The sequence below is a fragment of the Kovacikia sp. CALU 1929 genome (assembly GCF_056784235.1).
The window spans coordinates 25,633-52,401 of the sequence record NZ_JBXBCF010000057.1 but is presented as its reverse complement, the minus strand read 5'-3'; the positions used below and the strand labels follow the sequence as shown (position 1 = coordinate 52,401).

Here is a 26,769-nt window from a genome sequence, read left to right as displayed (position 1 = left end):
ACTAATCAGGTTTTAGATCCCTGGAATCTTTGAGATTCCGGGGATCTTTGGTATACGTTCCAGGTTTAGATTAACGCCATTGCTTTACAGTTTGTCCTTCAACCCATCCACCGGACAGGCAGGATTGGACAGTCTAGTACCGCAGTTTTTACAGAACTGAGCATCCATGTCATGCATTGACAGGTGGCAGGTGGGACAGGGTGTTGCCACCTGATTCCCTGTTTTGACCAGTCGCTTGACTAAATCTCCCAACTGCCAGGGAATGACAATCACTCCGGTCAGGATCATCAAAATGGTTAATAGGCGACCCGTTTGGGAAAGGGGTGTCACGTCTCCAAAGCCTACGGTCGTCATTGTGGCGACAGAAAAATATACTGCATCTAGAAAGGTGCCAAAAATTTGCGGACTTTTAGGATGCTCAACCTGATAGATTAAACCGGCATAAACAAAAGTAATGATAAATAGGGTCAGCAGGATGCGGGCAAAAATAGCGCTGTCTTCACGGGTAATGTAGCCAACAATGGTTTTTCCCTCAATGAACCGGATCAGGCGTAAAATTCGGAACCACCGAAAAACTCGAATGAATCGGATGTCAAAAACGCCCAGCAGGAAGGGGAAAACCGCAAACAGATCAATGATGGAATACGGGCTGAAGAAATAGCGAATCTTGTTTTCAGCAACCCAGAAGCGAAGGCAGTATTCAATTGCGAAAGCAATCAGAATAATGGTGTCAAGCCAATTCAGGTCTGTTGCAAACGGCTCTGGGATGGCATAGGTTTGTGCTACGAAAATAGCGGATGAAAGCAACACCAGCCCAATAATTCCCAGGTTGACGACTTTACCAACTGGAGTTTCTACATCTTCCAGATAAAAACTAATGGTTTTTCGTAGTGACATCAGTGATAGTGATGAGTTGAGAATTGAAAAATTCAAATTTCAAACCGCCCAAGACCTCAGAGGTTTTTGAAACCTCCGAGATGTGTGGATCAACCCAACCGATCTAACTGTTGCCTGACCCAGGACTCATCGAAAATGGTTTGATAAATCCGATTGCTGACGACAAGGACGGGCTGGTTGGGGGAAGACTGCTTGACCACTAAGCCCGACAGCAGCAGCTCCTTGTGTTCAGGATGATCTCTAAACGGGATGGCTCCCAATTGCAAGATTTGGTCATACAGTTCCAGCAAGGGCACGGCTCTTTGTTGGTCATGCAAGAGGCGATCGCGAATGGTTCGCAAATGTTCCGGTTCATCCTGTGATTCCCAATCTTCAATAATATGGGAACGCACCAGGTTTTCAATCCATTCGGCTTCCTGATTGGTGGAAATCGGGGCGGACGAACTGCGAATCAGTTTGCATACTTTTTGGGTCAGGAAGGGTTGACCGCCCGTCCATGCCAGAATTTGTTTGAGCACCACCTGGGGATTGCCCACCTGTTCGGCTAACCCCTGCAACAACGGTTGCGCTTCATGGAGTTGAAAGCCATGGAGTTGAATTGCCTGACCCACATTAAACGGAGTCCGCGCTTTATCGCGGATCAGTTGAGCCGGGGTCGCCACGCCCAGAAAAACAAAGGCAAGCCGCTGATATTCCGGGTGGTCTGCCCGTTTGTTATAGAAACTGCGCAACAGAATAAAGAAGTCATCAATTTCAAAACTTAAGTTGAGCACACTATCAATTTCGTCAATGAAAATGGCGATCGGTGGGGCAATGTGGGTCAGCAAGACCTGATCGACAAACTCGCTCAGGCGATGCAGGGGCGACAGAAACTCATGCTCTCGCCACCAGGTACGAAAATTGACGGTGCCGGTCAGGTTCAAACCACTAGCAAGGGTATAGGTAAAGCTGGCATACCACTGTTCCAGGGTGATCTGACGATTGCCAATCTCCGACAGGTCGATCGCCGCACAGGCAAAGCCTTCTGCCCGCAACCGTTGCATGATTTGCACCCGTAGACTGGATTTCCCCATCTGGCGGGCGTTGAGGATGGAGCAAAATTCGCCTGCTTTGATGGCTCTGTAGAGATGCCGGTCTGCCTGCCGCACCACATAGGTCGGCGCATCCATTGGTAAACTACCCCCCACCTGGTAGTCGAAGGTCGAGGGCTGTTCAGTGCTTCTGAGCAGGGCATTTTCAATCACCAGTTCTGCCTGGGTCGCTTTCAGGATTTCCAGGGTTTGGGAGAGTTCCTGGGTGCGTTCTTTAACTTTTTGTTCCAGGGTGCGGTTGATGTCAGCCAACCTGTCCGTTGCCTGTTGCAAGGCTTCATTTTTCAGGGCAAGCGCCTGGTTAAACTGAATCCGCTCGGCTTCTGCCTGTTTACGTTGGGTGATGTCCTGGAAGGCGGCGATCGCGTAGACAAGGACTCCCTGCTCATCAAAGATGGGCGTGGCGGTGATCTCTAAGGGAATGATGCGATCGGGGCGGTGGATCTCCAAATCCTCAACGGTCATCCGTTCGCCCTTCAAGGCGTATATGATGGGCTGCTGTTCAGGCGGGTACAGTTCTCCCGTCCCAGCCCGGTATGCCTGATAGGTTTGGGGCAATTGATCGACAGTGATACCGGCACTGGCTTCCTGCCCCAAAATCTGTTGCCCGGTTTGATTGGAGTAGTAAGATTGTCCCGCCGCATCGATGACAAACACGCCTACGGGCAGTGCTTCCAGAAATTGTGCCAGTTTGCGTTCACTGTCTCGCAATGCCTCCTGTGCCCGCTGCCGTTCGATGATCTCCTGTGCCAGGTGGGCGTTGAGGTCGGTCATACCTTCATAAAGCTGGGCATTTTCAATCGAAATAGCCGCTTGAGCGGACAACAGTTTTAACACTTCCAGCCGTTCCGGGGTAAAGGTGCCGGTGGCAAGGTTGTTTTCCAGATAAAGTAAGCCGGTCAGTTGGCCCTGGTGCAGAATGGGAATACACAGCACGGAACGCGGTTGCTGGCGCACAATATAGGCATCCGTGGTAAAGAGTCCATCCTGGGTGGCATTGTCTAAAATCACCTCTTGCTGGGTGCGGGCGACGTAGTGAATCAATGACAGGGGAAGCTGCTGGCTGGTTTCCACTGGAATGGACTGACGCACAACAGCCTTTTCCTGATCCACCGCACCGCTGGCTTCAATCAGCAATTGCCCGTCTTTTTCCAGGAGCAGAAACCCGGTCTGGGCACCGGCATTTTCGATCACAATTTTCATTAACTGGTTCAGCAACCGCTCCAGAATGATTTCGCTGGCAAGGGTTTGGGAGGCTTTGATGACCGTGGTGGAGTCAAGTACATTCCCACTGCTGGTGGTGACTGAAACCGTTTTATCCCGACTCTTTGCCTGGGTGGCAATTTTGGTGGAGGTAGCAGGCAGCAACCGGGTGTATTTGGCTTCTAGGCTGTTGACCTTAGCCACCGCACCCCAGCGAATGTAGCCGTTGTGTGCCTTTGCCAGATAGGTACGAGCAATTTCTTCCCGTCCCCAGGCGAGGTAGAATTTGGCGGCTAGTTCCCAGGCAAGGGCTTCTTCCTGGATGAATCCCTGTTCCGCGGCTCCAGCAATGGCGCGGTCATACAATTCCATCGCCGTCAGATGATCTCCCAGTACCCGTGCTTTCTCCGCTTCTACCAGGTCATATTTGTGCTGGAAATTCATTGGTGCATGGTGCACCCACAGCTTCATCAACTGCTGATTCTTTTCAACTTGCTCTAGATATTGTTGCCGTTTACTGATTTGGTCCGGTTCTGTTTGAGAATTGGCATCAGGATAGCTCGCTAACAGCGCCAGAGAATAGCAGCAATTATGCCAGACAAAAATAATCTCAGCTTGAACGTGTCCCGCATAACCGACTGCCACTTCTGCGGCTTCTACAGCATTTTTATAATCCTCAAACAGGTAATACAAAAAGGTTTTGAAGAAGTAAACACTGAATATTGATATACGATTATTCAGTGCTTGAAAGTGAGGGACTGCTGCTTCCTCATTAAACAGATCACCAACTAATTGACAGTGGTCCTCTGACTGAGCCAACAAGTTGGAAACTGCTTGAGCGCAGATATGAGCTAACCCAAGGGGGTGCTGTTGCTCAAGTTTGTGAATAAAATCAACGTAATTAATCTGTGTTTGAGCAAGTGATTCTAGATGCTCTCCTACAAAAAATAAATGATCACAATAGAATTGAGCCGCGTGGCAGGCAAACTCTATATCTCCAACTTCTAGACCAGCATCAATAGCTTCATGGAGGGGTTCGATCGTTTCTCTAATGTGTTTCTTCTTAAAGGTAATGTTAATCAAAACTGCCACATATGCTTTAGATTTAAATTCCTTCGAGTTCAGTTTGTCCATTACCTTCCATGACAACTGACCAAAGGCATAGGCAAGATCAATATCGAGAACCAACCAGGCGGTAATAATTCCATAAAGTGCATACGCATAAATAGCGGGAGGCGAGTTTCCATATTTAGTGGAAAGCTCGATCATTGTATATAGAATTGGCAAGGCAAATATGCTTTCTGCAAAAGCAGCGGGAGCAAATATTAGATTCAAAATCCCCATTGCCACTAGCTTTTGAGGGTCGGTCATTTCTGGTAGGTCAACTAGAGGCTGTACACTCGATTGTTGCTTAAGTTCCTCTGGCAATGATTCAGATAAAGAGATACCTAACATCTCTAAAACATACAGTCCTTTATCCACCGAAGCTTTGATTTGACTTTGAGCCAGATTTAGTTTTATTTCTAGCTCGTGAAACTTAATTTTATCAAGAGCGGTTTGAGCTTGTGCCAGAGAAAGTCTACAAAGATTTTCAGCTTGCTCAAAGTTTGTGTTCAGATATTCTACTTCTGCCGTTTCTGCATAAAACAGCAGTGACCAATCATATTGCTGTTGCCAACTATCAGGTGCTAATAAACCAATGCCTATATGTAAATAGCTCACTGCCGCCTCATAAGCCGTTGCGGCTTTTGCCTTTTGCCCAGCTATAAGATTGAGTTTCGCCAACTCATCTTTCTCAACTTGAGTTGTGAGCAGATCCGTTCCAAAGTTAAGTTGGTTAACGAGTGCAAAAATATTTTCTTTTTGTTCTTCAGGTGTGGTGTTTTCGAGCAGAAGCTGACCAATTTTCAGGTGGGTTGCTTTCTTCTCAGCTTCGGGTATGAGGGAGTAAGCGGCTTGCTGAACACGGTCATGCAAGAAACGGTAATCGACATTGATCTCACTGATGTTGAGAACAGTCGATTCTGATTCTTTAAATACAAGGGGAACTTTATAGGTATTCGACAATGGCAGAATCAATCCGGCTTGCAAGGCTGTCCATAGCTGAGTAGCTGTGACAAAATCGGACTGTTCATCCACGATCGCCAGAATATTGAGATTAAACTGGTTGCCAATGCAAGCTGCCAGCTTGAGAGCCGTTTGCGTTTCGGGAGGCAGTTTGCGAATGTTGCGGGCTATCAGTTCAACGATCGTGTAGTCTATGATGCCCACCGATTGAATCTGCTGAATATCCCACTGCCAGCGATCGGTGTTGACCTCATACACCAACAGGTTTTCGGCATAGAGAGTTCTCAACAATTGAGTTAGAAAGAAAGGATTCCCCTGGGTTTTGTTAAACACCAGTTCAGCCAATGAGCCTATCCGAGTGGAATCGGTAGGTTCCTTTAAGGTATCTGCTACAAGTTGAGTGACATGCTGACTGTGTAGGGGTTCTACAGTGATGGTGTTGATCGCGGCACCCGTTGCCTCAATTTTTTCCAGCGTTTGAATCAGGGAATGGGTGGGGCTGACTTCGTTATCACGGTAAGCGCCAATCAGGAGGAGGTGATGTCTGCTGTCATCGGTGGTTAAAAGCTGGATCAACTTGAGCGATGCGGAGTCTACCCATTGCAGGTCATCCAGGAAGATGACGAGGGGATACTCAGGTTGACAAAAGACACCAACAAACTGCTGAAATATCCGATTAAAGCGGTTTTGAGTTTCAGAAGCTCCGAGACTGAGTACTTCCGGCTGGGAACCCATGATCAGTTCCACCTCTGGAATCACATCAATGATGACCTGACCGTTGGATCCGAGTGCCTCCAATAATCGGGATTGCCATAGTGCGACCTGTTGCTCACTTTCTGTAAGAAGCTGACGAATCAACTCTTGAAATGCTTGAATCAAAGCCGCGTAGGGAATATTGCGCTTAAACTGATCGAATTTCCCGGCAATAAAATAGCCCCGCGCTTCTACAATCGGCTTATGAACTTCATTAACGATGGAGGTTTTCCCAATCCCGGAATAGCCGGTGACGAGCATCATTTCGGTTGCCCCCGCGCTGACTCGCGTAAAGGCATCCATCAGAGTTTGAACTTCCTGCTCGCGCCCGTAGAGTTTTTGAGGAATTAAAAGCTGGTTGCCGCGATCGCGCGTTCCCAAAGAAAATGGCTCAATCGTTCCGGTTGTTTCTAACTGGCGTAAACAGGTTTCCAGGTCAAACTGAAGTCCGGCTGCACTTTGATAGCGGTCTTCCGCATTCTTCGCCAGCAGTTTCATGACGATATTGGAAACGACTTGGGGAATGGGGTGTCGGGTGTCGGGTGGGGCAGGTGATTTGACTCCTGGCTCTTGATTCCCAACCTCAAACGGCGACACAGGCTGTTTGGCAATATGACAATGGACCAACTCCATCGGATCGGTAGCGGTAAAGGGTAAGGTGCCGGTCAGCAGTTCGTAAAGAGTGACACCGAGGGAATAAAAATCGCTCCGGTAGTCGATGGAGCGGTTCATTCTGCCGGTTTGTTCGGGGGACAGGTAGGCGAGGGTGCCTTCTATCAAATTCGGGTTCTGGAGCGCTTGGTTTTCCAGGGACAGGCGGGAGGCAAGCCCAAAGTCGCTCAGTTTCACCTCTCCTGTCTCCAGATTGACAATGATGTTGCTGGGCTTGATGTCTTTGTGGATAATGCCAGCTTGGTGCAGCACTGCCAGGGTTTGGCTGAGGGCGATCGCGATCTGCAAACAGACTGCCAGGGATAGCGGTTCAGTATTTAACCAGTCTTTGAGGGATTCGCCATCAAAGTCTTCCAGGATCAGGGCGTAGCTGTTCTGGTAAGGTTCCAGGTTGTAGGGTTTGACAATGCCGTCGCACTCCAGGGTGCCAGGAATGATGTATTCGTGCCGCAGGCGGGTAATCTCTTCTAGCGTGGGATATTCCACAGTCAGAACTTTAATGATGACGGGCTGTTGCCGCTGCTGGCTGTACCCCCGGTAAACCGAGGTGCGGTCACCGGCATAAATTCTTTCAACAATGTCATAGCCCGGAATCGTAATCATCATAGTTGCTGTCAGGATTAGGTCGCCTGTTAAGTAGCGTAGGGCAAAATTTCGGCAATCCAGAGATTGTCATACAAAATATTCAAAATCCCCGAATTCTCAAGGAATCCGGGGATCCACTAATCAGACTTTAAACCTCATCCAAGTTGAGAACTGGAGATTTTTCCAGGAAAAACTACGGGTTTCTAAATTGGTGAGGTTTAGATCCAATTAAAGGCTAGATTTAGCCTCAAAGTGAGGATATACCTCTTTTTCAAAAAATTCCTGAACTTCTGAAGACTTTCGCTTCACCAAATAATCGAAATCTTCCCGAACTGCCACTAGATAGCTGGCTTCACGCCGACCAATTTCTGGTAACCAGGCAGTGTGCAGTGTAAACCCAAAGCTGAGCGAGGGATGATGTAATATGCACAAAGGTCCCTGAGCTAAATCTCTAGCATCAAAGATCCAGAACTCACTGCGATCGGGAGTATAAACGGTACATACGAGATGCCCATCGATTGAACTTTCACCAGTATTACTGGGTATGAACTCAGGAGAAAGTATGATATGCCCAGCCGGAAATGCAAAATAATCGACAATTTCCATTGTTGCGGTGTGAAGCCGGAACAGATAACAAGGAACCCCCTGTTCTGCACGTTTCAGAATTTCAGAATGGGGTATTAGCTGATATTTATAGTCCTTATAGAGGTCGAAAACGAACTCTGTCATCAATTCTTTCCAAAGCCCCAACGAACACCAGTAAATGTTGTCAAGTTTCCTGGGCGGCAATCCTGTTTTGGCTAGTCGATCTCGATAGGCATAGAGTTCAATCCCCCAGGTAAAGGGATCTTGGGAAACCACACAGGAATCAATCAAAAGTCCTGTTTCACCATTTACCACATACTTTCCAACTCGACCAATATCAGTTTCGCTTTGGATCATTCCCCCTAAGCGAGATGGGACTGGATTGTGGGAGGGATAAACCGACACATCATATTTGCGAATCCATTCAGAAACCTCCATGCCGCAGAGATGCGAAACATGAAGCGTAATATTTCCATTGGGATTGTCATAGTCCACCAGAAAATGAGCCGAAGCTAGGGGAATCACAACCTTTTGTGCAACCACTTCAACTTCCTGCTCATTACACGCCGGATGTTGTCCTGCTTTTAAGTCACGGCGACGCACAATGTAACAGTAAGAGTCTGGCACGGCTGGGCGCTCTGCAAGCTTTCTAAAAAGCTCCTCGGCTTTTTTGTCGTGGGGCAACGGATTATTGATCATTTGCTCCAACCCAACCATAAAAGAAGTGTCCAGAATCACGATGTAATCTTCGGACATCCCAATCTGGTGAATACATTGCTGAATTTGAATGGGGGAGCGATCGGGGAGAACGACTTTCCATCGTTCTATCTGTCCTGACCCATCCCAACTAAGCACGTACACATAGTCTTCCATATCAATTCCGATCAGCTTCTCAAGCAAACTGGCTAAAAGCTGCAAATTGCCCCAGAAAAGCTTGGAAAAAGTTGTAATTAGATCTTTCAGTAATTCAGCATTGAAAAAATCAAAAACTTCAATCAACTGTGCTTCAACTTCTCCTGGCAAATTTTCCAGGTCGTCAATGAATGGAACGGTCTTCATGAAGCTGTTGATCGATCGACCAAAGTTAACCGTAAACATTTGATTGGTATACGGATCAAACAATGGATGCGCCGTACTCATCAGCAGCCGAAAAGGCATATTAAACCAGTCGAGTTCTCCAACCCATTCTGTATTTTTTCCAACTGGAGTAACGGCTTCAAGGGTTTCCGTATCCAGTTCGTAGGGACGACCCACATCATAGGTAACCAACAAGCGATCGCGAGAGTCTCCCCTAAACTTCATCGGCAGAAAACCCGTGTTTAGCTGATTGCGACAACCCAGGGAAAGGGAGAAGCGGGTAATGCCATGATTGCGAAACCTATATTGGTCGTAATCGGTGCCTGCCTGAGTAGCCTTGTCAGCATAGTAATCGGGTGGTTTCATCAGCCGCGACTTTAGCCCCACCTCACCTTTTTGATTAAAGTCGAGACGGTAAATCATTCCGTCGCCCCCTAAAATGGAGTCTCCATCTGGGTAGGGAAGACCACCAGAATCAATTGATCCACACGGTTCCACAATAAAGACGTGCCCATGTAAATCATCCGGGAGCGTTCCCTCAATCTTCAGGGTGATATCAGTCAGCTCATACCGATTTGCGGTCAGGATGGATTGGGGAACCGATGGGCAGGCATCAGAAACCGGCTTACCCTTTGAATTGGATAATTCTTGCAACATGGTTTCCTCTTAGTCTGGTTGGTAAATTTAGGTAAATTTGTCCGTAGAATTCCCTAATCCCCTAAACATATAACAACCAGTACGAACACTTAGGACAATTTTTCTCTCCACTGCTCTCGACAAGCAATGGAGGTTAGGGCAAAGGACACCAGCAGCGAGAGCATTGCCCACGGGCGATCGCCCCATCTCGTACAGTCACAGAATTTCCTGAAATGAAGTTTTCGGGTCTCACTTCGATCGATCCACCCACCCATCCATCCACCCAATCAAAGCCCCAGCAACTCATCTAACTCATCCAGGGCATCACATTTCGGAGAAGCAGCCGTTTCAGATGTCCCGGTGGGCATTGCCATACTCCAGCTTCCAGGTTCCTCAACTGCCCGTCGTGGTCCGTTGAGATACTCATCGGCATACTTGCGAAACACCGCTTCCACGGCTGCCCGCGCATTCTTCAAGCCCCATTCCGAGGCAATCAACGTGGCTTTCTCCAACACATCCTGGCTCAGCCTGACTTTGTTGTCATACATAACCGCGCCTCCAAACTAACATGTGGGTTAAGTAACATCTGCCTGTCCCAGTAGGGATGGGTTTGAGGCAGTTTTGCATTTTCAAAACACTCTAAAAACTTAACTGCGCTCCATTTAGAACCGGAAACAAACCACGCACATTGGCAAATTGGGGATCTCCCATGACAGCAAACAGTTTACGCCCCTGGAGCCGTTCTGAAATTAGGTGGGAACCGCCGCCCGTAACCAGGAATCGGGTTACCCGTGCCATATAGGGGGTGTACTGTGCCCTGACCGTTTGAAAAATGCCCTTAAACCAGGGTTCTAGATGTTCCTCTAGCCAGGGCGACCAGGACAAGCCGGTATCAGCGTAGGTATGTCCCGTCCGAAAGCCATCCATAATGATGCTGGGATCGGCGGAAGTGCCAAGGGTATCCGTCAATCGTCGGTCAAAACTGATGGAGGTTGCCAGTTCATAGGTGCCGCCCCGGTCCATCACATTTTCATCAATCACTTCGCCTTCGGCATCGACTAACCGGGTCAGCCAGGTACCGCCGCCAATATCTACGACGATCGTGTAGCCACTGTCGGGGATTAGACCCATCCGTTGAGCATAGATGTATGCCCCCATCCCTTCCCGTTCGACCTCCACCCGCTCAACCAAAACCCGGTAGTCGATCCCATTGCGCTTGAACTCGTGAATACCCAAAAGCTGCTGTCGAATGGAATCTTCACTCTTGGCGGGGTCGGGGGTGGAAGCATAGAGATTGAGTGCAAATTCAGTCGATCCGTCCAGGGGTTCCAGACAGGCATAGAGATGTAGCCGCGACAGTTCGACTTTATTTTCAATCACGGTTTGCTGTTGGCGGCGATACTTATAGGCCTGCCCGCCAAAGTGAAAGCGGGATCCATCCGGGAGTTCTACCAGGGGAGATGCTTCCGAATAACGCACGGCATCGCGCCCTTGAGGAAGCTGAAAACGCACAGAGCGAATAGCTTTGGGGTGTCCTACGCCATCCCAGAACTTGAGGTCATAGTTGCCCGCATCTAAGGCTAAAAAGCGGGTGGTCGAAGAACTGGTGGACTCTTTTCGAGATCGAGTCTGTCGGGTAGCACTGGTCATGGGTTCCTCGCTTATTTTGAATTGCTGGTAAATAGATGTCAGGCTTCGACGTGAGCGCTCAGCCGAACGGTGTTAGGTGTTAGGTGCTAAAAAGGGTGTTGGGTTTCCTGCGTCAACCCAACCTACACAGGGCTTCTATTTAATTAGTCCCACCTACTTAATGGGTAATCGGTGATAGGTGGTAGGTCTCGACTGTCCCCATTAGTACACAAGTACTATACACAGATGCCTAATCTTTTTCAAGGGGTGCTGTTTTGGATTGTTCGCAAAATATTCGTTAATAGCCTAATTCTTCGCGTGCCTGCTGGCGAAGGGCACTGGCACCAGAGGCATTGGGTTGGATTTGCAGTGCTTTATCGAGAGAAGCCACTGCCTGGTCAAACCGTCCCAGGTTCCACAGGGCAGAACCACGAATACTCCAGGCTTCCGCCGAGTTACGGTTGAGGACGATCGCCTGATCCAGGGCATCAATTGCCTCTGCCGATCGCCCCACTTCCTGAAGGGCACTCCCGCGTGCCAACCAGGCATCCGCAAAGTCAGGTTTTACAAGCGTGGCTTCCTCAAACAGACGGAGTGCCCCCAGAATGCGGTCTTGTTGTCTGAGGGCTTTACCTTGGCTCCAGAGGGCTTCAGCATAGTCTGGGTTGAGGTCTAAGGCATCATTACAGGCAACGATCGCCTGATCGGGTTGTTGCAGCCCATTTAGACTCTCACAGCGTCCCCAATGTGCCTGGGCATCATTCGATTTGAGCTTGACGAGCTGATCGTAACGGTCTAACGCCTGCTGGTATTGGCGTTGTTTCAGTAACCGATCCGCCTCAGTTCGCAGGTTCGCCGCTTTCTGGGTGGGGGAAAGGGGGGTCGGTTTAGGGGCGGGGGGACCTTGAGGCGGGATCACAGGTTGGATGGATGCCCTTGGGGAAGAGGCTGGGTTACTGCTAGACGTTGGGTTATTGGCAGGATTGCGACGGGCGTTGAGTTGGACTAGAAGGAGAGAGAGGGAGACCCCCGCGATCGCGCCCGCCATACCCAGAAGTGTCCATCGCTGTACAGCCTGCCCCTGCCATTTCTTTGGCAGATGGGAGATCCGCTCAAGCCATGTTTGTCGCCAGTTCTGAGGGGGACTGACAGAACTCGTAGTAGAGGAAAGGTCTTCCCCGTACATCAACGTTTCCTCTTGATGGTACGTGGGAACCAGGCTACTGCTGGCATAGGTAAAATCCGAATCCTTCTGGGTGGAGTCGGTCTCAGCGTCCGTTAAGCCAAACTCCTGTGTCAAAGGGCTATCAACCGTTGCCGGTTGAAGGGCTGCAAGCAAGTGGGGAGGTAATTGTTGCAAACTCTCTAAGGCTTCCACTGCCGTTGGGTAGCGGTCTCGAAAATCATAGAGAACCATGCGATCGAGGACTTCTGCAAATTCAGGGCTGACATTCGGCACATGAATGCGCCAGTCCAGCTCTCCTGTGGCTGTATTTTCATCCAGCCGTTTTGGACGCACCCCGGTGAGTGCCTGGATACCAACCATGCCAACGGCATACACGTCACTACAGAAGCGGGGTCTACCGGCTAACTGTTCATTCGAGATGTAACCCTGGGTGCCCACAGAAATGGTTGACTCTGCGATCTCTGAATCGGGATCCACCATAGGGATACTAACCTGCTTGACTGCGCCAAAGTCAATCAACACCAGCTTACCGTCACGATTACGGCGAATTAAATTGGCAGGCTTGATGTCCCGGTGAATCACATTTTGCTGATGGACAAATGCCAGAATCTCTAGAATGTCATGCAATAAAGCGATTACCCACTCCTCAGCCCAGGGTTTTCCCCGTACCACCTTCCAGGTCAGTGGTTCTCCTTCAATAAATTCCTGAACCAGATAAAACTCCTGGTTCTCCTCAAAGTGGGCATAAAGTGTCGGAATCTGGTCGTGTTTACCCAACTGGTAAAGAACCCGTGCCTCCGTGTCAAACAGCCGTCTTGCCGTTTTCAAATGTTTGGGGTCGTGGGTTTTAGTCAGCAGCCGTTTCACGACACAGCGAGGGCAACCAGGCAGGTGCAAATCTTGTGCCAGAAAGGATTGCCCAAACCCACCCATACCAAGTTGGTTAATGAGTTTGTAACGTTTACCTATGATTGGGGCAGGATTGTCCTGTTCAAATCGAGGGTGCATGGTTGGGTGACCCAGTCCAGACTCATCAACATACCACCTGCAAAACCCTGTCTGAATGGCATGACTGAATTTGAAGGATGAAAAGGGTCTCGGTAGGAGTAAGACTTGGTTTCGATTCATCCTGCTTTTCAGCAATGCCGGTCTGAAAAGAGTTTAACGGTGGAACACGGAAGATACTACGACAATTCTAGCGGTAGTGCTGTGGAGCTTCGCGATCGCGGTAGGGTAAAAACCCCGTCAAACCCCTGTCTCAGGTCGATGGTGGACTGTTCAATTCTTAACAACTCCTGGTGTTTGTTGCTCGATTTACTCCGGTTGGGCATTCTAGATTAAATAACCCCCAGCAAAAAATGGCAGTTTCTGCAATGGATTTACCTTCTCAAAACCACAATCGGCTCAGTCCTACGCTGACAGAATTAGAGCAAGCGTCCTTCCAAGCAACGGCTTTCTTTCCGTTCTTGAATTCTGTCCTCGTCCGCATTACCGAGGCAGTGAATGTAGATTGGAGCGAGGTTTTGGAAGTGCTGGGGGAAGGTCAAGCGCTACTCCAGTGTGCCAGAACCGGGTGGGAAGATCAGGAGACGGCAGCGATCGCCCTTGAACCCGGTTCCCAGCCAGAGTATCTGCTTCAAAATTTAGAGCCTGTGGTCATTGATGCTTGGGAGACTGAAACCCGGTTTTCACCCGTGCAACGCCTGCGTGACCAGGGAGTGGTGAGCAGCCTGAGTGTGCCAATTCCAGGAGATCCCCAACCCTTTGGCATCCTCTGCGTCCACTCCACGGTGCAGCGCAGTTTTACGACGGATGAAGTGCTGTTTTTGCAGGCGATCGCGGGTATCCTTGCGGCAACGCAGCAACGGCAGCAGGCAGCGATCGACCAGGAAAAATTAATCGATGAGCTGATGGCGCTAAAAAACAAGATTGCTATGCTCGAAAAAGTGGAGCTTATTCTACGTCAAAGTGAAGAGCGCTATGCCTTAATTGCCAATGCATCCCATGATGGGATGTGGGACTGGAATCTGGAAACCGATGAAGTCTATTTCTCCCCCCGCTGGAAAGCCATGCTGGGCTATCAAGATGATGAAATTAGCAACCATTTAGGGGATTGGTTCAGTCGGCTGCACCCGGAAGATCGGGATCCGGTCAGGCAGGAAGTAACACGCCACTGTGAAGGGTTAACCGCCTGCTTTGAAAGTCAGTATCGCCTGTTGCATCGAGATGGAACCTATCGCTGGATGATGAGCCGGGGGCTGGTGATTCGTTCAGTTGAGGGCAATATTCATCGTCTGGTGGGTTCCCAAACGGATATTACTGCCCGCAAAGTTGGTGAGGAACAATTACTCTACAATGCACTGCACGATGGGCTAACGGGTCTGGCAAACCGGACGTTATTTATGGAGCGCCTGAAACACGCGATCGCCCTTGCAAAACGCCATGAGAACTATGATTTTGCCGTGGTGTTTCTCGATCTGGATCGGTTTAAGGTCATTAATGACAGTTTGGGGCACATGATCGGCGATCAGCTACTGATTACGATTGCCCATCGGTTGAAAGGATGCCTGCGTGCCAGTGATACCTGTGCGCGCCTGGGTGGAGATGAGTTTGCCATTCTCCTGGAATACGTCCAAGGTGGTTATGAGGCAATCAGAGTGGTTGAACGAATGCAACAGATCCTAAAAACACCCCTCAACTTAAAAGGTCAGGAAGTGTTTGCCAATGCCAGCATTGGAATTATCCTGAGTGCAATCAACTATGAACAACCAGAGGATTTGATCCGGGATGCCGATACAGCCATGTACCGGGCAAAAGCACTGGGAAGGGGACGCTATGAAATATTCACCCAAGAAATGCATGAACATGCCGTATCCCTATTACAGCTAGAAACAGACTTACGCAAAGCGCTTGAACGTCAGGAATTTTTGGTGTTTTATCAACCTGTGATTGAGTTAAGAACGGGCAAACTTACAGGGTTTGAGGCGCTAGTCCGCTGGCAACATCCCGAACGGGGACTGATTTCCCCCGCCGAATTTATCCCCGTCGCTGAAGAAACCGGGTTAATCCTATCGATTGGTCGATGGGTGCTCCATGAGTCGTGCAGACAGATGAAACAGTGGCAGCAGCAAGAACCTCGCAACCCACCGTTAACGATTAGCGTTAATATCTCGCGCAGGCAGTTCTCCCAACCAGACTTAATGCAACAAATTGAAAGTATTTTGCAAGAAACTGAACTGGAACCCCACTGCTTAAAGTTAGAAATTACTGAAAGCGCCATTATGGAAGATACGGGTTTAGCCACCAGTTTGATGCAACAGATCAAAACCTTAGGGGTTCAGCTTGTCATGGATGATTTCGGTACCGGGTATTCCTCCCTTAGCCATCTGCATCTGTTTCCAATTGACACGTTAAAGATTGACCCCTCCTTTGTGCATAAGGCTGATAGTGATCTGGAGAAGGTGGAGATTATTCGTACTGTCATTTCCCTGGCTTGGAATTTGGGAATTGATGTGGTAGCTGAAGGGATTGAAACCAAACGACAAATGTCTCAATTGAAGCTACTAAAGTGTGACCTGGCTCAGGGCTATTTGTTTTCCAAGCCATTGACCCAGGAAGCCGCGACAGCTTTCCTGGAGCAGGGATCTGCCTTTTTAGACACCAAATAGTAGCTGGCTGAGGATTTTTTTCAACCAGGCGATCGCCCCAGCAAGTTAGCAGGCAGAATCAGACTTAGTCTGTGTTATTAACCTGGCAGTATTTGTTCATACATATTTTGGAGTTACATAGCAATTGCGTAGGGTGTGTTGCTGTCAAGCCAACGCACCGTCAGCGAGATCGCCCGCCTGTAGCGATCGCCCGCCTAGTAGGTTGACTGGGTTGACGACAGGAACCCCAACATCACTAACACGCAAAAGGGTGCGATTCAACTGTATAGTTGCACTCTTATTCATACAATCACTGGTTGTTGTAAAGCTTATGGGTGTTGGGTTACCCTGCGGGAAGCAAGCTACGCGCACTCAACTCAACCTACGGCGGGGGACGATCGTTTGGGCTGAGTAGACATGGAGATAGGACCCTTAAGTGAGGTAGGTATCAAATACCACATAAATTTTCTCTGTGATGAATTCTGAAATGATACGGAAAGTTTCGGTTTAATTACCTGAATAAAGGATATTATCTGGAAAATTTCCGCTTAATTCCCTGAAACTCAGGAGTTAAACTGAAACTTTCCGGATAACAACCCTAAATAGGGTTATTAAACCGACAGTGTCGGTTTAATAAATTGTTAGCCCTCAGAGTTGCTGATTGGGGCAGTTGCTTTGAATAACCGGTAGGGTTTCTCTGGAGTAGTAAAGAATGATCAATTGGGACACTGAGGATCGAAAACAGCTAATCGCCCTACTCAAGGATTTACCAGAGTTATCAACGGAACGATCGCGTTTACAAATCCTAGAATTGGCTGGGCTGAAGCAGTTGACACCCATGATTGATCTTTCGGGTGCTTCCTTTGTAGCCATCAGTGAAATGGTCAACTATCTATCCAACTATGGGCGTTTAACCTATGACCACGAGGCATTGGGGCTATTTCTCAACACTCTCAAAGGTTTTGTAGGAGTTCAGCAGCAAGAATTTCTGGATAAATTGCTGACTAAGTACGACATGATAACCCCGATTGCTCCACTCCCTAACGTTGGTCAGTGGCAAGGTAGAGAAACACCGGCAGATGTTCTAGAAAAGATTATTGGGGAGAATACGCTACGCCCTATTGCTTTTCTACAAAAAGGGCTGGAGGTGGCGAGATCGGTTGCTTATATTGGAGTCCAATCTGGTCATGAGCGTTGGTCAGGCACAGGCTTTTTGGTAGCTGAAGATTTGTTGCTTACGAATAATCACGTTTTACCAAGTTCAGGTTTATTAATAAATTCCATATTTCGCTTTAACTATGAAGATGATTTTCAGGGACACGCTCAGCAAAGTGATGAATATTGTGTAAAGCCTAGTGGACTGTTCCACACTAATCGGGAACTAGACTATACCTTAGTGCAACTAGATGGGGAACCTGGGCAAAAATGGGGATGGCTGCCTTTATTATCAAGAAGAATTAAGCCCAGAGAGCGCGTGAATATCATCCAGCATCCTGCAGGACGACCCAAAGAAATTTCCTTCCAAAATAATTTTGTTGAATACATTGGAAATAGCGTAGTGCAATATGTCACCTCCACGTTGAACGGCTCTTCAGGATCGCCAGTGTTAGACGATGGATGGGAGGTTGTTGCCCTCCACCATGCAGGAGGTAATATCCCTGAACCCACAACCCAGAGGCGCTATTTTAGAAACGAAGGCATACTGGTAGAAAGGATTTTGGCTGATTTACCCTCAGAGTTGAGGGAATTATTGAATGCAGCGGCCAGTTAGATTCTTGTAGACTTCACTTTAGCGACTAGGTAGCCTTAATAATGTCTCTGAAATCTGAACTGTTGAAATTCTTGTCAGGCATGTCAAATACTCAAACAGTTCGGGAGCGTAAGGCGCTATTAGCATCTGTAGGGTTTGATCGTTTAGGTCGCCAAATTACCTGGGAAGGCAGCAATCCCGTTTTTTTTAATGATTTCCTCGATCTGCTGCGTTCTGAAGGACAGACATCTTTAGTTTCTTTTCTAAGGAGTCTCGCAGATAGCGATTGGATAGGGCTAGAAGATAGGCTTAAACTCAGTGTTCTCATCGAGAGGGTTCAAGTTTTAACGACTGAGCAATGGACCAGAGCTTTCTGGGGAACTGCTGAGGTCGTTCCAGAACATACTTCAGAGATTTCAGATCGAACCTCTATCAATACTAGAGTTACGAAAATATTAATTCTGGCAGCTAATCCTAAAGAAACCACCGCACTACGTCTAGACAGTGAAATTAAAACTTTAGAAGAGAAGTTGGGAAGATCGCAGATGCATGAGCAGTTGAAGCTTGCATCAGAGTGGGTTATACGTCCCAAAGATCTTTATCAAACTGTAAGAGATTATAAACCCAGAATCATACACTTTACAGGATACGGTACTGATGGCGGCGGACTGGCGCTAGAAAACGAAAGTGGGCAAATACAGATCATTGGGTCAGAAGTGCTAGCTGGACTTTTTAAGTTGCTTTCAGAACAGGTAGAGTGTGTTCTTTTAAGGTCTTGCTATTCCGAAGCTCAAGCAAATGCAATTCTTGAACATATTAATTTTCTGGTAAGCATAAAGCAGGAAGTTAATGATGATACTGTTATCAAATTTATTACAACTTTTTACGAGGCTCTTGGCTGTGGGGAGACGATTAAATCTTCCTATAATCTGGGATGCGAGGCGATAAAGGCAGCAGAGCTTCCTGAATATCTTATTCCGGCTTTAGAAGAGAGAGCTAGCAGCAACCTAGACACAATTAATAATCTAGTTCAAGACATTCGAGAGAAAATATATACAAGTATAAAAGAACGATGTGGAACGATGCGGGTATTGGATATGACTCAGCCTGTTGGGCTTAGTGATATCTATACTGACGTAAATATTCTTGAGAAACTTACTGGAAGAAGGCGATTAGATGTTGCTGATCTCCTGCAAGCATGTAATCCGGGAAATTTTGACCGTCTTGGGTTGGGCGGAATCACAGAGAACCGTTTGCCAGGACTTGATGCCGTTGAACAATATAGCAAATTGATGGTTTTAGGTAAGCCAGGAGCAGGAAAAACAACTTTTCTAAAATATTTGGCAATTCAGTGTAATGAAGGGAAATTCCATGCTTACCGAATTCCAGTTTTTGTTACTCTTAAAAGTTTTGCAGAAGCACGTAACCAGCCCGAACTTATAGACTATATAAGTCGTCAGTTTGAAGATTTAGATGTCGAAAGATCAAAAGTTATTGGTTTTTTAAATCATGGGAGAGCGCTTATTCTCCTGGATGGGTTGGATGAGGTCAAAGAAGAACATGGTAGTCGAATTCTGAGACAGATTCACGAATTTTCTGAACGATTTTATAAAAATAATTTCGTGATAACCTGCCGAATAGCTGCAAAAGAGTATATCTTTGAGGCTTTTACTGAAGTAGAAGTTGCTGATTTTGACGAGAAACAAATTAGCTCCTTTTCATCTAAGTGGTTTCGCTCAAAGGATCCAAAAAAGTCCAAAAGATTTATTCAGAAGCTTAAGGAAAATGAACCAATTCAAGAACTTGGAACCAATCCATTACTGTTAACACTACTTTGTTTAGTTTTTGAAGAAACAGCAGATTTTCCTAAGAATCGTTCTGAACTTTATAAAGAAGGGTTGGATGTACTTTTGAAAAAATGGGATGCTAAACGAGATATTGAACGAGAGCAAATCTATAAGAAACTATCCTTGAAAAATAAGGAAGATTTATTAAGTCAAATTGCCTTAACTACTTTTGAAAATGGAGATTATTTTATTAGACAAAGACAGTTAGAATTACACATTTCAGACTATATTCAAAATTTACCGGATGTTCAGAACAGCACAGAAGCAATACAGATAGACAGTGAAATGGTTTTGAAATCCATTGAAGCACAACATGGATTACTTGTTGAACGGGCAAGAGGAATTTATTCGTTTTCTCATTTAACTTTTCATGAGTACTTTACTGCCAGAGAAATCACCCTTAATTTTGATCCACAAATATCATTGCAGAAGCTTGCATCACACATTATGGAACCTCGTTGGCGTGAGGTTTTCTTGCTTACAGCAGGTATGTTACGCCAAGCGGATAGATTGCTTCTGCTTATGAAGCAGGAAATTGACAAGCTTTTAGTTCCTGAGAAGCGCTTGCTACAATTTCTTAGTTGGGTTAATCACAAAGCGCTTTCTGAGAAAACTCACTATAAGCTTTCTGCTGTTCGTTCGTTTTATTTTGATCTTGCTCGTGTTCGTGCTCATGCACAAAAGCAGTCTCGTAATGTAGATTCAGATGATATGACTCGTGACTTTGGTCTTACTCTATCTCGGGCGCGAGTCTTAGATCCTTCTTTTGATCTCTCTCGCTTTCGCACCCTTAAGTTAGATTTCACACTTACACTTGCATATGCTATTGCTACTGATCTTAAATTTGTGGCTCGTAATTTTATTGATGAGTTAGAAGAAGACTATGAGGATGAGGGGGATGAGGATGAAGACTATGAGGATGAGAGAGATGAGGATGAGGATGAGGATGATGAACTTTACGATGATGAGCTAGAAAACGAAGACCTCAATAATAATTACGACGACAGTTTAGAAGATGAATATTATGACAATGATGAACTAGTAGAGAATAGTAGCCCAGAGAATAACAACGACATAGATGGCGAAAATTATAACGATGAATCAGAAGAAGAAATGCTCGACAATGAATTTGAAGATCCTGATAGTTATTTAGAAGATACAGATCTCTACCTCTACGATGATTTTGAGACTGCTCCAGAAACCTCCGGTTTTAATATACTCTCTGGTTTTCTGAATTCCAATAAACCTTTAAACTCCACAGAAGATTTTTCTACAAAAGTTGAAACTTTTGACCAAGTTTTTAACTATGCCGTAAAGCTTGCATCTAGTTATCCTTCCAATATTGGTTCATCATTAGAACTTCTTAGAAAAAAACTTCCTTTAGTCAATAAACAGAAATTTCTCATAGCTTGGTGGAGGTCATGGGGAGGCTCTTGGATTATCGAACTAAGCAAGGTAATGGTTGAAAGCCGTGATATTGGTCATAACTGGCAATTTAATAGAAGACAAGAGCAACTTTTGAATCAGTATTATAGTGCGCATCAACTTCTCATTGATGTCTTAAATAATGGATGTTATGTAACAAGAGCTACCAGGGAGGAAATTGAGAAATCTTTATTGTCATGTGACGCAAGCATTTGAGTATTTACGGGCTAACATAGCCTCTGAGGATGACGGAGTCAAGTAGGTTTCTGCAATCTCCTCAATCGGTTTCTTCTTATCTCCGAAAATTGAACAAACGATTTCCAGTTGATTCTAAAATAAGTTTTTTGTCACACTCTTTAGAATCAACATCTTGTTCGTAATTATTTGTACTATTGATTCATTTCCGTTCTTAGTTTCATCTCAAATCAAACTTTTACTTGTGTAATATTCATATACTTAAATGTTTTACTAGGGGAGAATGCTTGCGCTGTAGTGCCGACAGATACTTCACTTCATCATATGCTTCTTGATTTTTCCAGCAGCGAAACAAGATGCGAATCCACTTAAAAGCAAGCGATCTCATTGCCGCTGGATGGGAGTTGCCTTTATCGCGCTGCATTCGGTAGTAGGCTTGTGCCCAGGCTGAATGATGCCGACTTTGATTTGCCCACTCGACAAACGTCTGTCGCAAAAAGATCGGGCAACTCCACCGCCAATGCACCCAATTCTTCTTACCACTGCTCTCTTTAACCGGAGCAATGCCGACATAACGCAGTAGTTCTTGAGCGCTATTGAAACGCGATCGCTCTGCTCCAAACGCCACGAGCAGTCGAGGAGCCAGATGGTCTCCTGCCCCTGGCAATGCCGCAAAAAACTCAGCATCTGGCTGAGCGGCAAACACCGCCTCGATCTTGGCATTGAGGTCTACTAAACTGAGCAGTAAGGCTTTGAGCTGGATGATGAGGGTTGCCACTAACCACTGCATGGGTTCAACAATCCCAGGATCTTCTGTCAAAGGAAGGCTAGGGGTAGCGATCTGCTTGAGGCGTCGGGTAATGGCAGAACGACGGATCACTTGGTGGCTGCGGAAAAAAGTGGTCAAATCTTCAGCGGTCTCTGCCTGAGCCGCTTTTAGCTCAGGATAACGTTCTACAAAAGCACAGAACACTTGGGTGTCCTTGTCTTCAAACCAATCGAGGACTTGGGGATAGTAGTTTTTGAGTGCAGCGGTGATGCGGTTGGTCAGTCTGACCTTTTCTTGCACCAGCAGTCGGCGCGACTCTACCCATTGCCGCAAGGCTCTGATGTCAGGACTTTCGGGTTGCCAAGCTGGGATCTTGTCGCTGTGTTTTTGCAGCAGTTCTACCAGAATGCGGGCGTCCATCGGGTCAGACTTGGCGCGAGAGGGCTGAAAGGCTTTGCGGTAGTTGGCAACCGTGCGGGGATTGATCGGGTAAAGCGCCAAGTTATCGTACTGGCAGAGAGCATAAATCAGGGGACCACGCTTCTGTTCCAAACACACTGCCAAAGGCGCATTACCATAGCGTTTGCGTAAGCCTTCGACCCAAGCAGCAATGGCATCTGGTGCAGAACCGATGGTGTAGTCTTCTCGTTGCCCGGTGGCAACATCAGCCAGGTGAATATCGTGTTTGCGATCAGCCCAGTCAATGCCGATGTAAGCAGCGTATTGAGTTTGGCTCATGATGTTATCCTCGAAGTAGGGTTTGTTGGACAACTGGAAAAGCTTCTACTCGCTGCGAAGAGATTATGGAAGGTGTTGGCTCACCGACCTCTGAGGATTCGTTGTGGAGAGAAGCACAGGATGCGAGCGAAGCGATATGTTAGTAGACATCAAGTGTCACACGTTGGATAGTCGTCTCCCATCCTGTTTCCCAGTTCTGAAATTGAGTCTATCGTCTCTCCTTCAGTCCCGTCCTCCCATAAATCGATGGAGCCGACCGCCGAGAGGTTATCTATGGGCATCAGAAGCGAGCTGCGGCGGCTCATCTCAATCGTTAGGCGGCAGTTGTGGTATCGATTGTGTTGTTGAGTGAGAAACTATTCTTAAAAGCGTTGTTCAGGGAGAACACTCTGTATGTCCAAGTTCGGCCTCGAAGTAACGCTGCGCGAGATTACTAAGGAAAACTGGCGTGATATCCTCCGCTTAAAAGTAGCCCCACACCAAGAGCAGTTCGTGGCATCCAACGCCGCGTCTATCGCAGAAGCGCATTTCAATCCAGAGGTTGCTTGGTTCCGCGCAATCTACGCTGGTGATGTGCCAGTCGGTTTTTTAATGTTGGAAGACGACGTAGCTCAGCAAGAGTACTTTCTGTGGCGCTTTATGATCGGTGAGCAATACCAGGGACGTGGGTACGGGCGAAAGGCGCTGAAGTTGTTCTTCGCACACGTTAAGACGCGCCCTGGAGCGGATGCAGTCGAAACAAGTTGTGTGCCAGCCAAAGGTGGTCCCGGACCGTTCTACGAGAAGATGGGTTTTGTTTACACCGGAAAAGAAGAGAACGGCGAACTTGTGATGCGACGTGAATTGTGATCTAGTGCGATCGCCCTGCTCTCTTGTAGGGTGTGTCAGGCATCGCCGTCGTAACGCACCATCGATAGGAGCTTCGGTGCGTTACGACGTCTCTCTAGCAAAGCCATACCGTTAGGCTTTACAGCCCAGCTAATGTCAGATCTTTGATTGCCAGGTTAATAGGCATAATAGTAAGGCATCAAACCCTTGCTCAGCATAGGTTACACTGCGCCAACCATCCTATAGCCTAACTTTTGCCAGCCCCACACCTCACACCTCACACCTGACCTACTCCGACTTTGACTTCCTGCGCTTTTTCGTTGCAGGCTCTGAGGTTTCTCCTGCTGTTGTAGATTTACGTCCACGGGGCGATCTAGTGGTGGTTCTGCTTTCAGTCTTTGTTTCCGCTGCAACCGATTTTGCTCTGCCTCTGCGAGAACGAGCCGGACGAGGTTCCGTCGTTACTTCAGGTTCAGATACTTTAGCATTTTGGGATTTCGCAGAAACCCCTTCAGAAATTGCATCACCAGCAGTTTTGCGCGGTTGCCTTGCTTTAGCTTTTGATGCCTGCCGTCTCCCAGAAGGCGCGTAGTTTTTGAGGGTTAGGGCACTAATTTTAATCCCTTGTTCCAGAAGCATCTTGGCAATGTCATCGTAGCTATAACCCTTTGACAGTGCAGATCGAATCGGCTCTTGCATCTGTTCAATTGCCTCTCGCAATGACAGTTCTTCCTTTGTTTTCTCAGGTAAGTCTTCTAAGAACGAGATAGCATTGCCAACGTTTTCTTGTCTGACAACGGATGCTTTAGGACGCTTACGACTTGCTAATGCTGCCATAGAAGTTCACCAGGAAAGGAGTTGTATTTGTATTTGTTAATTCTACGCGCCAGATTCCAAATTGCAGTTTATTTTCATTGAGTTTTTGAAGGAAGTAGGGTAGAGGGTTACTATCCATCCATCTCGTTCTAAGGCTTTGCCTGGGAAGCAGTCACATCAAGGCTTTCAGTCTTAAGCCAGTGTTTTTGAACAAACAGTTCACCGCCCCTAACATTAAAGACCCCCGACTTTTTGCAAAAAATCGGGGATCTGGGTAGTCCTTATCGCTTAAGTAAGGTGGTGCTGAATAGCAGAATAAATTGAAACTTCGTTCCAATTTATCCAACTCTCAATTCATACCCAAAATCAGCAACGCCCTTGAGTCAAGGCTACTGCTCTAACTGGTAGAGTAGCTGAAACTGATTCCCGGCTGATGTGTTATCCGTTGGGTAAACACCGACTGAACTATTACCACGTTCCGGTCGGACAATTAACTCGATGTTTCTATCCAATTGCAGCCTGGTTCGGTCATCGGCTGTGGGACTATTAGCAATCGTGGATGGCGAGTCAGCGTAGGTTCTGGGATCAATCGTTTCAATGGACTGCTCCTGAAGCCCCTGAAGATCATCTGAGGAGCCAAACTGAGTCGATTGGGCAAGGGCTACAGGAGTTAGCCCCAACAGAAATATAACCGTACCAATGAACGAGATCGCTCGATGCATAACGGGTACTCCTGGTGATTCTTCTTAGCCTTCAGTATGGCATTTAGCTTCTGGAGTAGCACATGCTTTGACGGATTAAAAGGATTGCTCAATGTTTTGCCCTCAAAATCCCAGGAGCCTGAATAAGCCCAACACACCGGTTACTGGGGACAGAAAACTACCTAAAGTATCCGTAATGCCAGCGATCGCTGATTTTCCAACAATAATCGTGTCATTATTACGTAATGCCGGGTTATTCGCTGCATTGATGCCTTCTGAAAAGTCAACCTCAATCGTGCGCTGAGACACCGTTCCATTAGGATTGAGCCGAACAAAGGTGACGGATCGTTTGCGGGCACGATTGTTAAACCCCCCTGCGGCTAATAAGCCCTGATTCAGGGGAGTGTTGGGCGGCACCTCCACTGGTCCCGGTTTTACCACTTCACCGACTACGTTAATGGTGATCCGGTTGGGCGCAAAACTGGCAGAGGCAAGTCTGGTCGCCTCACTGGCACTTAAGGCAGTCGCGGTTGGAATGACAATCGTATCACCATCTTGAAGTGGCAGATCCTGGCGCAAATCGCCCGCCTGAAGCAGTTCCCAAAAATCAATTTTGATTGACTGTTCTGGACCCGTTCTGGTTATTCGCCGCACCTGGATGTTGCGAATATCGGCAGACTGGGTAATGCCGCCTGCGGTTTGAATGGCTTGAGTCACCGTTGGCACCTGCACATTAGCTCCAATCGATGGGGTTCCTTCCGGTGGGGCTTCTGGTTTTTCAACCAATGTGTAGGGACCAGGACGATTCACTTCTCCGACGACTGCAATTCGGAGAGGACGGTTTGTGGCAGCGGCAAAGTTGGTAGTCGCCAGTCGTTGAGCCTCATCCAAATTAACCGTAGTGGTTGAGGGAATCAAAATACTGTCACCGTCACGCAAACGTAGATCTTGCTGAATGTCGCCCGCTTGAACCAGTTGTACCAGATCGACCCTAAAGGTTTCACGACCACCGGGGCTGGACGATCGCTGACGGCGAATTTCAATCTGGCGAATGTCTGCCGCCTGGGTGGTACCGCCTGCCAGCTTAATCATGCGCGTCAGGATCGGAACATTCGTATTCTCTCCGGTAGCGGCGGCAGGAACGGTATAGGAACCGGGGCGATTCACCTCTCCTGCGATCGCAACCGTAATCGGACGGGCAGCCAGCAGACTCACCGTAATAATCGGGCGGGTCAGGTAAGGCTGATAGCGGGCTGCGATGGCAGCCGATGCCTGCCTCAAGGTAGTGCCCTGGACGGCAACTGCACCCACCAGGGGTAGGTTAATCGTGCCATTAGGCAATACCTGGTACTCTCCGGTGTACTCTGCAACACTGAAAAAGTCGATCTTCACGCGATCCCCAGGTCCCAAAATGTAGCCATCTTCACTCTCACCAGTAGGCAAATTCTGTTGAGCCAAATTCTGCTGAGAGAAATTCTGCTGGGAGCGTGTGACAGGTTCGGGAGCAGCCAATACCAGGGGAGATACAGAAGTTAGCCCTAGCAATCCAGCGCAGGTCAATCGGCTTGCTAACCATAAAAATATGTGGGGAGTCCGAAACTTTGCTTCAGGCATGGCGATCGTAACCAATGCAAATTTAATCACAAACAAAACATTCGATACCGTTCCGCAG

At 47.4% G+C, this 26,769-nt stretch carries 17 protein-coding genes; 5 read left to right on the top strand and 12 right to left on the bottom strand.

Annotated features, from left to right (window positions below):
- Positions 1–84: 84 nt before the first annotated feature.
- From AC1S52_RS06790 to AC1S52_RS06760, 7 genes are all read right to left on the bottom strand, one after another.
- A complete protein-coding gene (locus AC1S52_RS06790; RefSeq protein WP_482028258.1) occupies positions 85–897 on the bottom strand; it encodes an ion transporter in 813 nt (270 codons plus the stop codon).
- 89 nt (positions 898–986) lie between these two features.
- Complete coding sequence (locus AC1S52_RS06785) at positions 987–7,289, bottom strand: AAA family ATPase (RefSeq protein WP_482028257.1); 6,303 nt, start codon at positions 7,287–7,289, stop codon at positions 987–989.
- A gap of 207 nt (positions 7,290–7,496) precedes the next feature.
- Complete coding sequence (locus AC1S52_RS06780; RefSeq protein ID WP_482028256.1) at positions 7,497–9,587, bottom strand: carotenoid oxygenase family protein; 2,091 nt, start codon at positions 9,585–9,587, stop codon at positions 7,497–7,499.
- 133 nt (positions 9,588–9,720) lie between these two features.
- Entirely contained in the window at positions 9,721–9,873 is a 153-nt protein-coding gene (locus tag AC1S52_RS06775) for a hypothetical protein (RefSeq protein ID WP_482028255.1), read from the bottom strand.
- Entirely contained in the window at positions 9,854–10,114 is a 261-nt protein-coding gene (locus AC1S52_RS06770; RefSeq protein WP_482028254.1) for a hypothetical protein, read from the bottom strand. The genes AC1S52_RS06775 and AC1S52_RS06770 overlap by 20 nt, the downstream gene beginning before the upstream one ends.
- A gap of 91 nt (positions 10,115–10,205) precedes the next feature.
- Entirely contained in the window at positions 10,206–11,216 is a 1,011-nt protein-coding gene (locus tag AC1S52_RS06765; RefSeq protein ID WP_482028253.1) for a ParM/StbA family protein, read from the bottom strand.
- A gap of 277 nt (positions 11,217–11,493) precedes the next feature.
- On the bottom strand, positions 11,494–13,389 hold the full coding sequence (locus tag AC1S52_RS06760) for a protein kinase domain-containing protein (protein ID WP_482028252.1): 1,896 nt from the start codon (positions 13,387–13,389) through the stop codon (positions 11,494–11,496).
- 105 nt (positions 13,390–13,494) lie between these two features.
- Between AC1S52_RS06760 and AC1S52_RS06755 the strand changes: the two genes are divergently transcribed.
- Together AC1S52_RS06755 and AC1S52_RS06750 are read left to right on the top strand one after the other, a co-directional pair.
- Positions 13,495–13,722 (top strand): hypothetical protein, encoded by a 228-nt coding sequence (locus tag AC1S52_RS06755; RefSeq protein WP_482028251.1) that lies wholly within the window; start codon positions 13,495–13,497, stop codon positions 13,720–13,722.
- 17 nt (positions 13,723–13,739) lie between these two features.
- Positions 13,740–16,049, top strand: coding sequence for an EAL domain-containing protein (locus tag AC1S52_RS06750; protein ID WP_482028250.1), 2,310 nt, complete (start codon positions 13,740–13,742; stop codon positions 16,047–16,049).
- Positions 16,050–16,193: 144 nt separating this feature from the next.
- On the opposite strand, the gene AC1S52_RS06745 is transcribed toward AC1S52_RS06750, so the two are convergent.
- Positions 16,194–16,334: a hypothetical protein gene (locus AC1S52_RS06745; protein ID WP_482028249.1), complete on the bottom strand. Its 141-nt coding sequence runs from the start codon at positions 16,332–16,334 to the stop codon at positions 16,194–16,196.
- A gap of 406 nt (positions 16,335–16,740) precedes the next feature.
- Between AC1S52_RS06745 and AC1S52_RS06740 the strand changes: the two genes are divergently transcribed.
- Both AC1S52_RS06740 and AC1S52_RS06735 read left to right on the top strand, forming a co-directional pair.
- Positions 16,741–17,799: a trypsin-like peptidase domain-containing protein gene (locus tag AC1S52_RS06740; protein WP_482028248.1), complete on the top strand. Its 1,059-nt coding sequence runs from the start codon at positions 16,741–16,743 to the stop codon at positions 17,797–17,799.
- Positions 17,800–17,840: 41 nt separating this feature from the next.
- Positions 17,841–21,266 (top strand): NACHT C-terminal helical domain 2-containing protein, encoded by a 3,426-nt coding sequence (locus AC1S52_RS06735; RefSeq protein WP_482028247.1) that lies wholly within the window; start codon positions 17,841–17,843, stop codon positions 21,264–21,266.
- A 232-nt stretch (positions 21,267–21,498) separates the two neighbouring features.
- Here the strand turns inward: AC1S52_RS06735 and AC1S52_RS06730 are convergent, their stop codons facing one another.
- Positions 21,499–22,752: an IS110 family RNA-guided transposase gene (locus AC1S52_RS06730; RefSeq protein ID WP_482028246.1), complete on the bottom strand. Its 1,254-nt coding sequence runs from the start codon at positions 22,750–22,752 to the stop codon at positions 21,499–21,501.
- Positions 22,753–23,145: 393 nt separating this feature from the next.
- On the opposite strand from AC1S52_RS06730, the gene AC1S52_RS06725 reads away from it, so the two are divergent.
- Positions 23,146–23,601, top strand: coding sequence for a GNAT family N-acetyltransferase (locus AC1S52_RS06725; protein WP_482028245.1), 456 nt, complete (start codon positions 23,146–23,148; stop codon positions 23,599–23,601).
- Between the two features lie 267 nt (positions 23,602–23,868).
- On the opposite strand, the gene AC1S52_RS06720 is transcribed toward AC1S52_RS06725, so the two are convergent.
- From AC1S52_RS06720 to AC1S52_RS06710, 3 genes are all read right to left on the bottom strand, one after another.
- On the bottom strand, positions 23,869–24,417 hold the full coding sequence (locus AC1S52_RS06720; protein ID WP_482028244.1) for a hypothetical protein: 549 nt from the start codon (positions 24,415–24,417) through the stop codon (positions 23,869–23,871).
- 368 nt (positions 24,418–24,785) lie between these two features.
- A complete protein-coding gene (locus tag AC1S52_RS06715; protein WP_482028243.1) occupies positions 24,786–25,118 on the bottom strand; it encodes a hypothetical protein in 333 nt (110 codons plus the stop codon).
- A gap of 102 nt (positions 25,119–25,220) precedes the next feature.
- Complete coding sequence (locus tag AC1S52_RS06710; protein WP_482028242.1) at positions 25,221–26,741, bottom strand: polysaccharide biosynthesis/export family protein; 1,521 nt, start codon at positions 26,739–26,741, stop codon at positions 25,221–25,223.
- Positions 26,742–26,769: the final 28 nt, after the last annotated feature.

Bases quoted from the DNA above. Each gene is read 5' to 3' on its own strand.
- AC1S52_RS06790 (WP_482028258.1), bottom strand. From the start codon at position 897: ATGTCACTACGAAAAACCATTAGTTTTTATCTGGAAGATGTAGAAACT.
- AC1S52_RS06730 (WP_482028246.1), bottom strand. From the start codon at position 22,752: ATGAGCCAAACTCAATACGCTGCTTACATCGGCATTGACTGGGCTGAT.
- AC1S52_RS06780 (WP_482028256.1), bottom strand. From the start codon at position 9,587: ATGTTGCAAGAATTATCCAATTCAAAGGGTAAGCCGGTTTCTGATGCC.
- AC1S52_RS06750 (WP_482028250.1), top strand. From the start codon at position 13,740: ATGGCAGTTTCTGCAATGGATTTACCTTCTCAAAACCACAATCGGCTC.
- AC1S52_RS06735 (WP_482028247.1), top strand. From the start codon at position 17,841: ATGTCTCTGAAATCTGAACTGTTGAAATTCTTGTCAGGCATGTCAAAT.
- AC1S52_RS06775 (WP_482028255.1), bottom strand. From the start codon at position 9,873: ATGAGTTGCTGGGGCTTTGATTGGGTGGATGGATGGGTGGGTGGATCG.
- AC1S52_RS06720 (WP_482028244.1), bottom strand. From the start codon at position 24,417: ATGGCAGCATTAGCAAGTCGTAAGCGTCCTAAAGCATCCGTTGTCAGA.
- AC1S52_RS06760 (WP_482028252.1), bottom strand. From the start codon at position 13,389: ATGCACCCTCGATTTGAACAGGACAATCCTGCCCCAATCATAGGTAAA.
- AC1S52_RS06740 (WP_482028248.1), top strand. From the start codon at position 16,741: ATGATCAATTGGGACACTGAGGATCGAAAACAGCTAATCGCCCTACTC.
- AC1S52_RS06725 (WP_482028245.1), top strand. From the start codon at position 23,146: ATGTCCAAGTTCGGCCTCGAAGTAACGCTGCGCGAGATTACTAAGGAA.
- AC1S52_RS06745 (WP_482028249.1), bottom strand. From the start codon at position 16,334: ATGAATAAGAGTGCAACTATACAGTTGAATCGCACCCTTTTGCGTGTT.
- AC1S52_RS06785 (WP_482028257.1), bottom strand. From the start codon at position 7,289: ATGATGATTACGATTCCGGGCTATGACATTGTTGAAAGAATTTATGCC.
- AC1S52_RS06770 (WP_482028254.1), bottom strand. From the start codon at position 10,114: ATGTATGACAACAAAGTCAGGCTGAGCCAGGATGTGTTGGAGAAAGCC.
- AC1S52_RS06715 (WP_482028243.1), bottom strand. From the start codon at position 25,118: ATGCATCGAGCGATCTCGTTCATTGGTACGGTTATATTTCTGTTGGGG.
- AC1S52_RS06765 (WP_482028253.1), bottom strand. From the start codon at position 11,216: ATGACCAGTGCTACCCGACAGACTCGATCTCGAAAAGAGTCCACCAGT.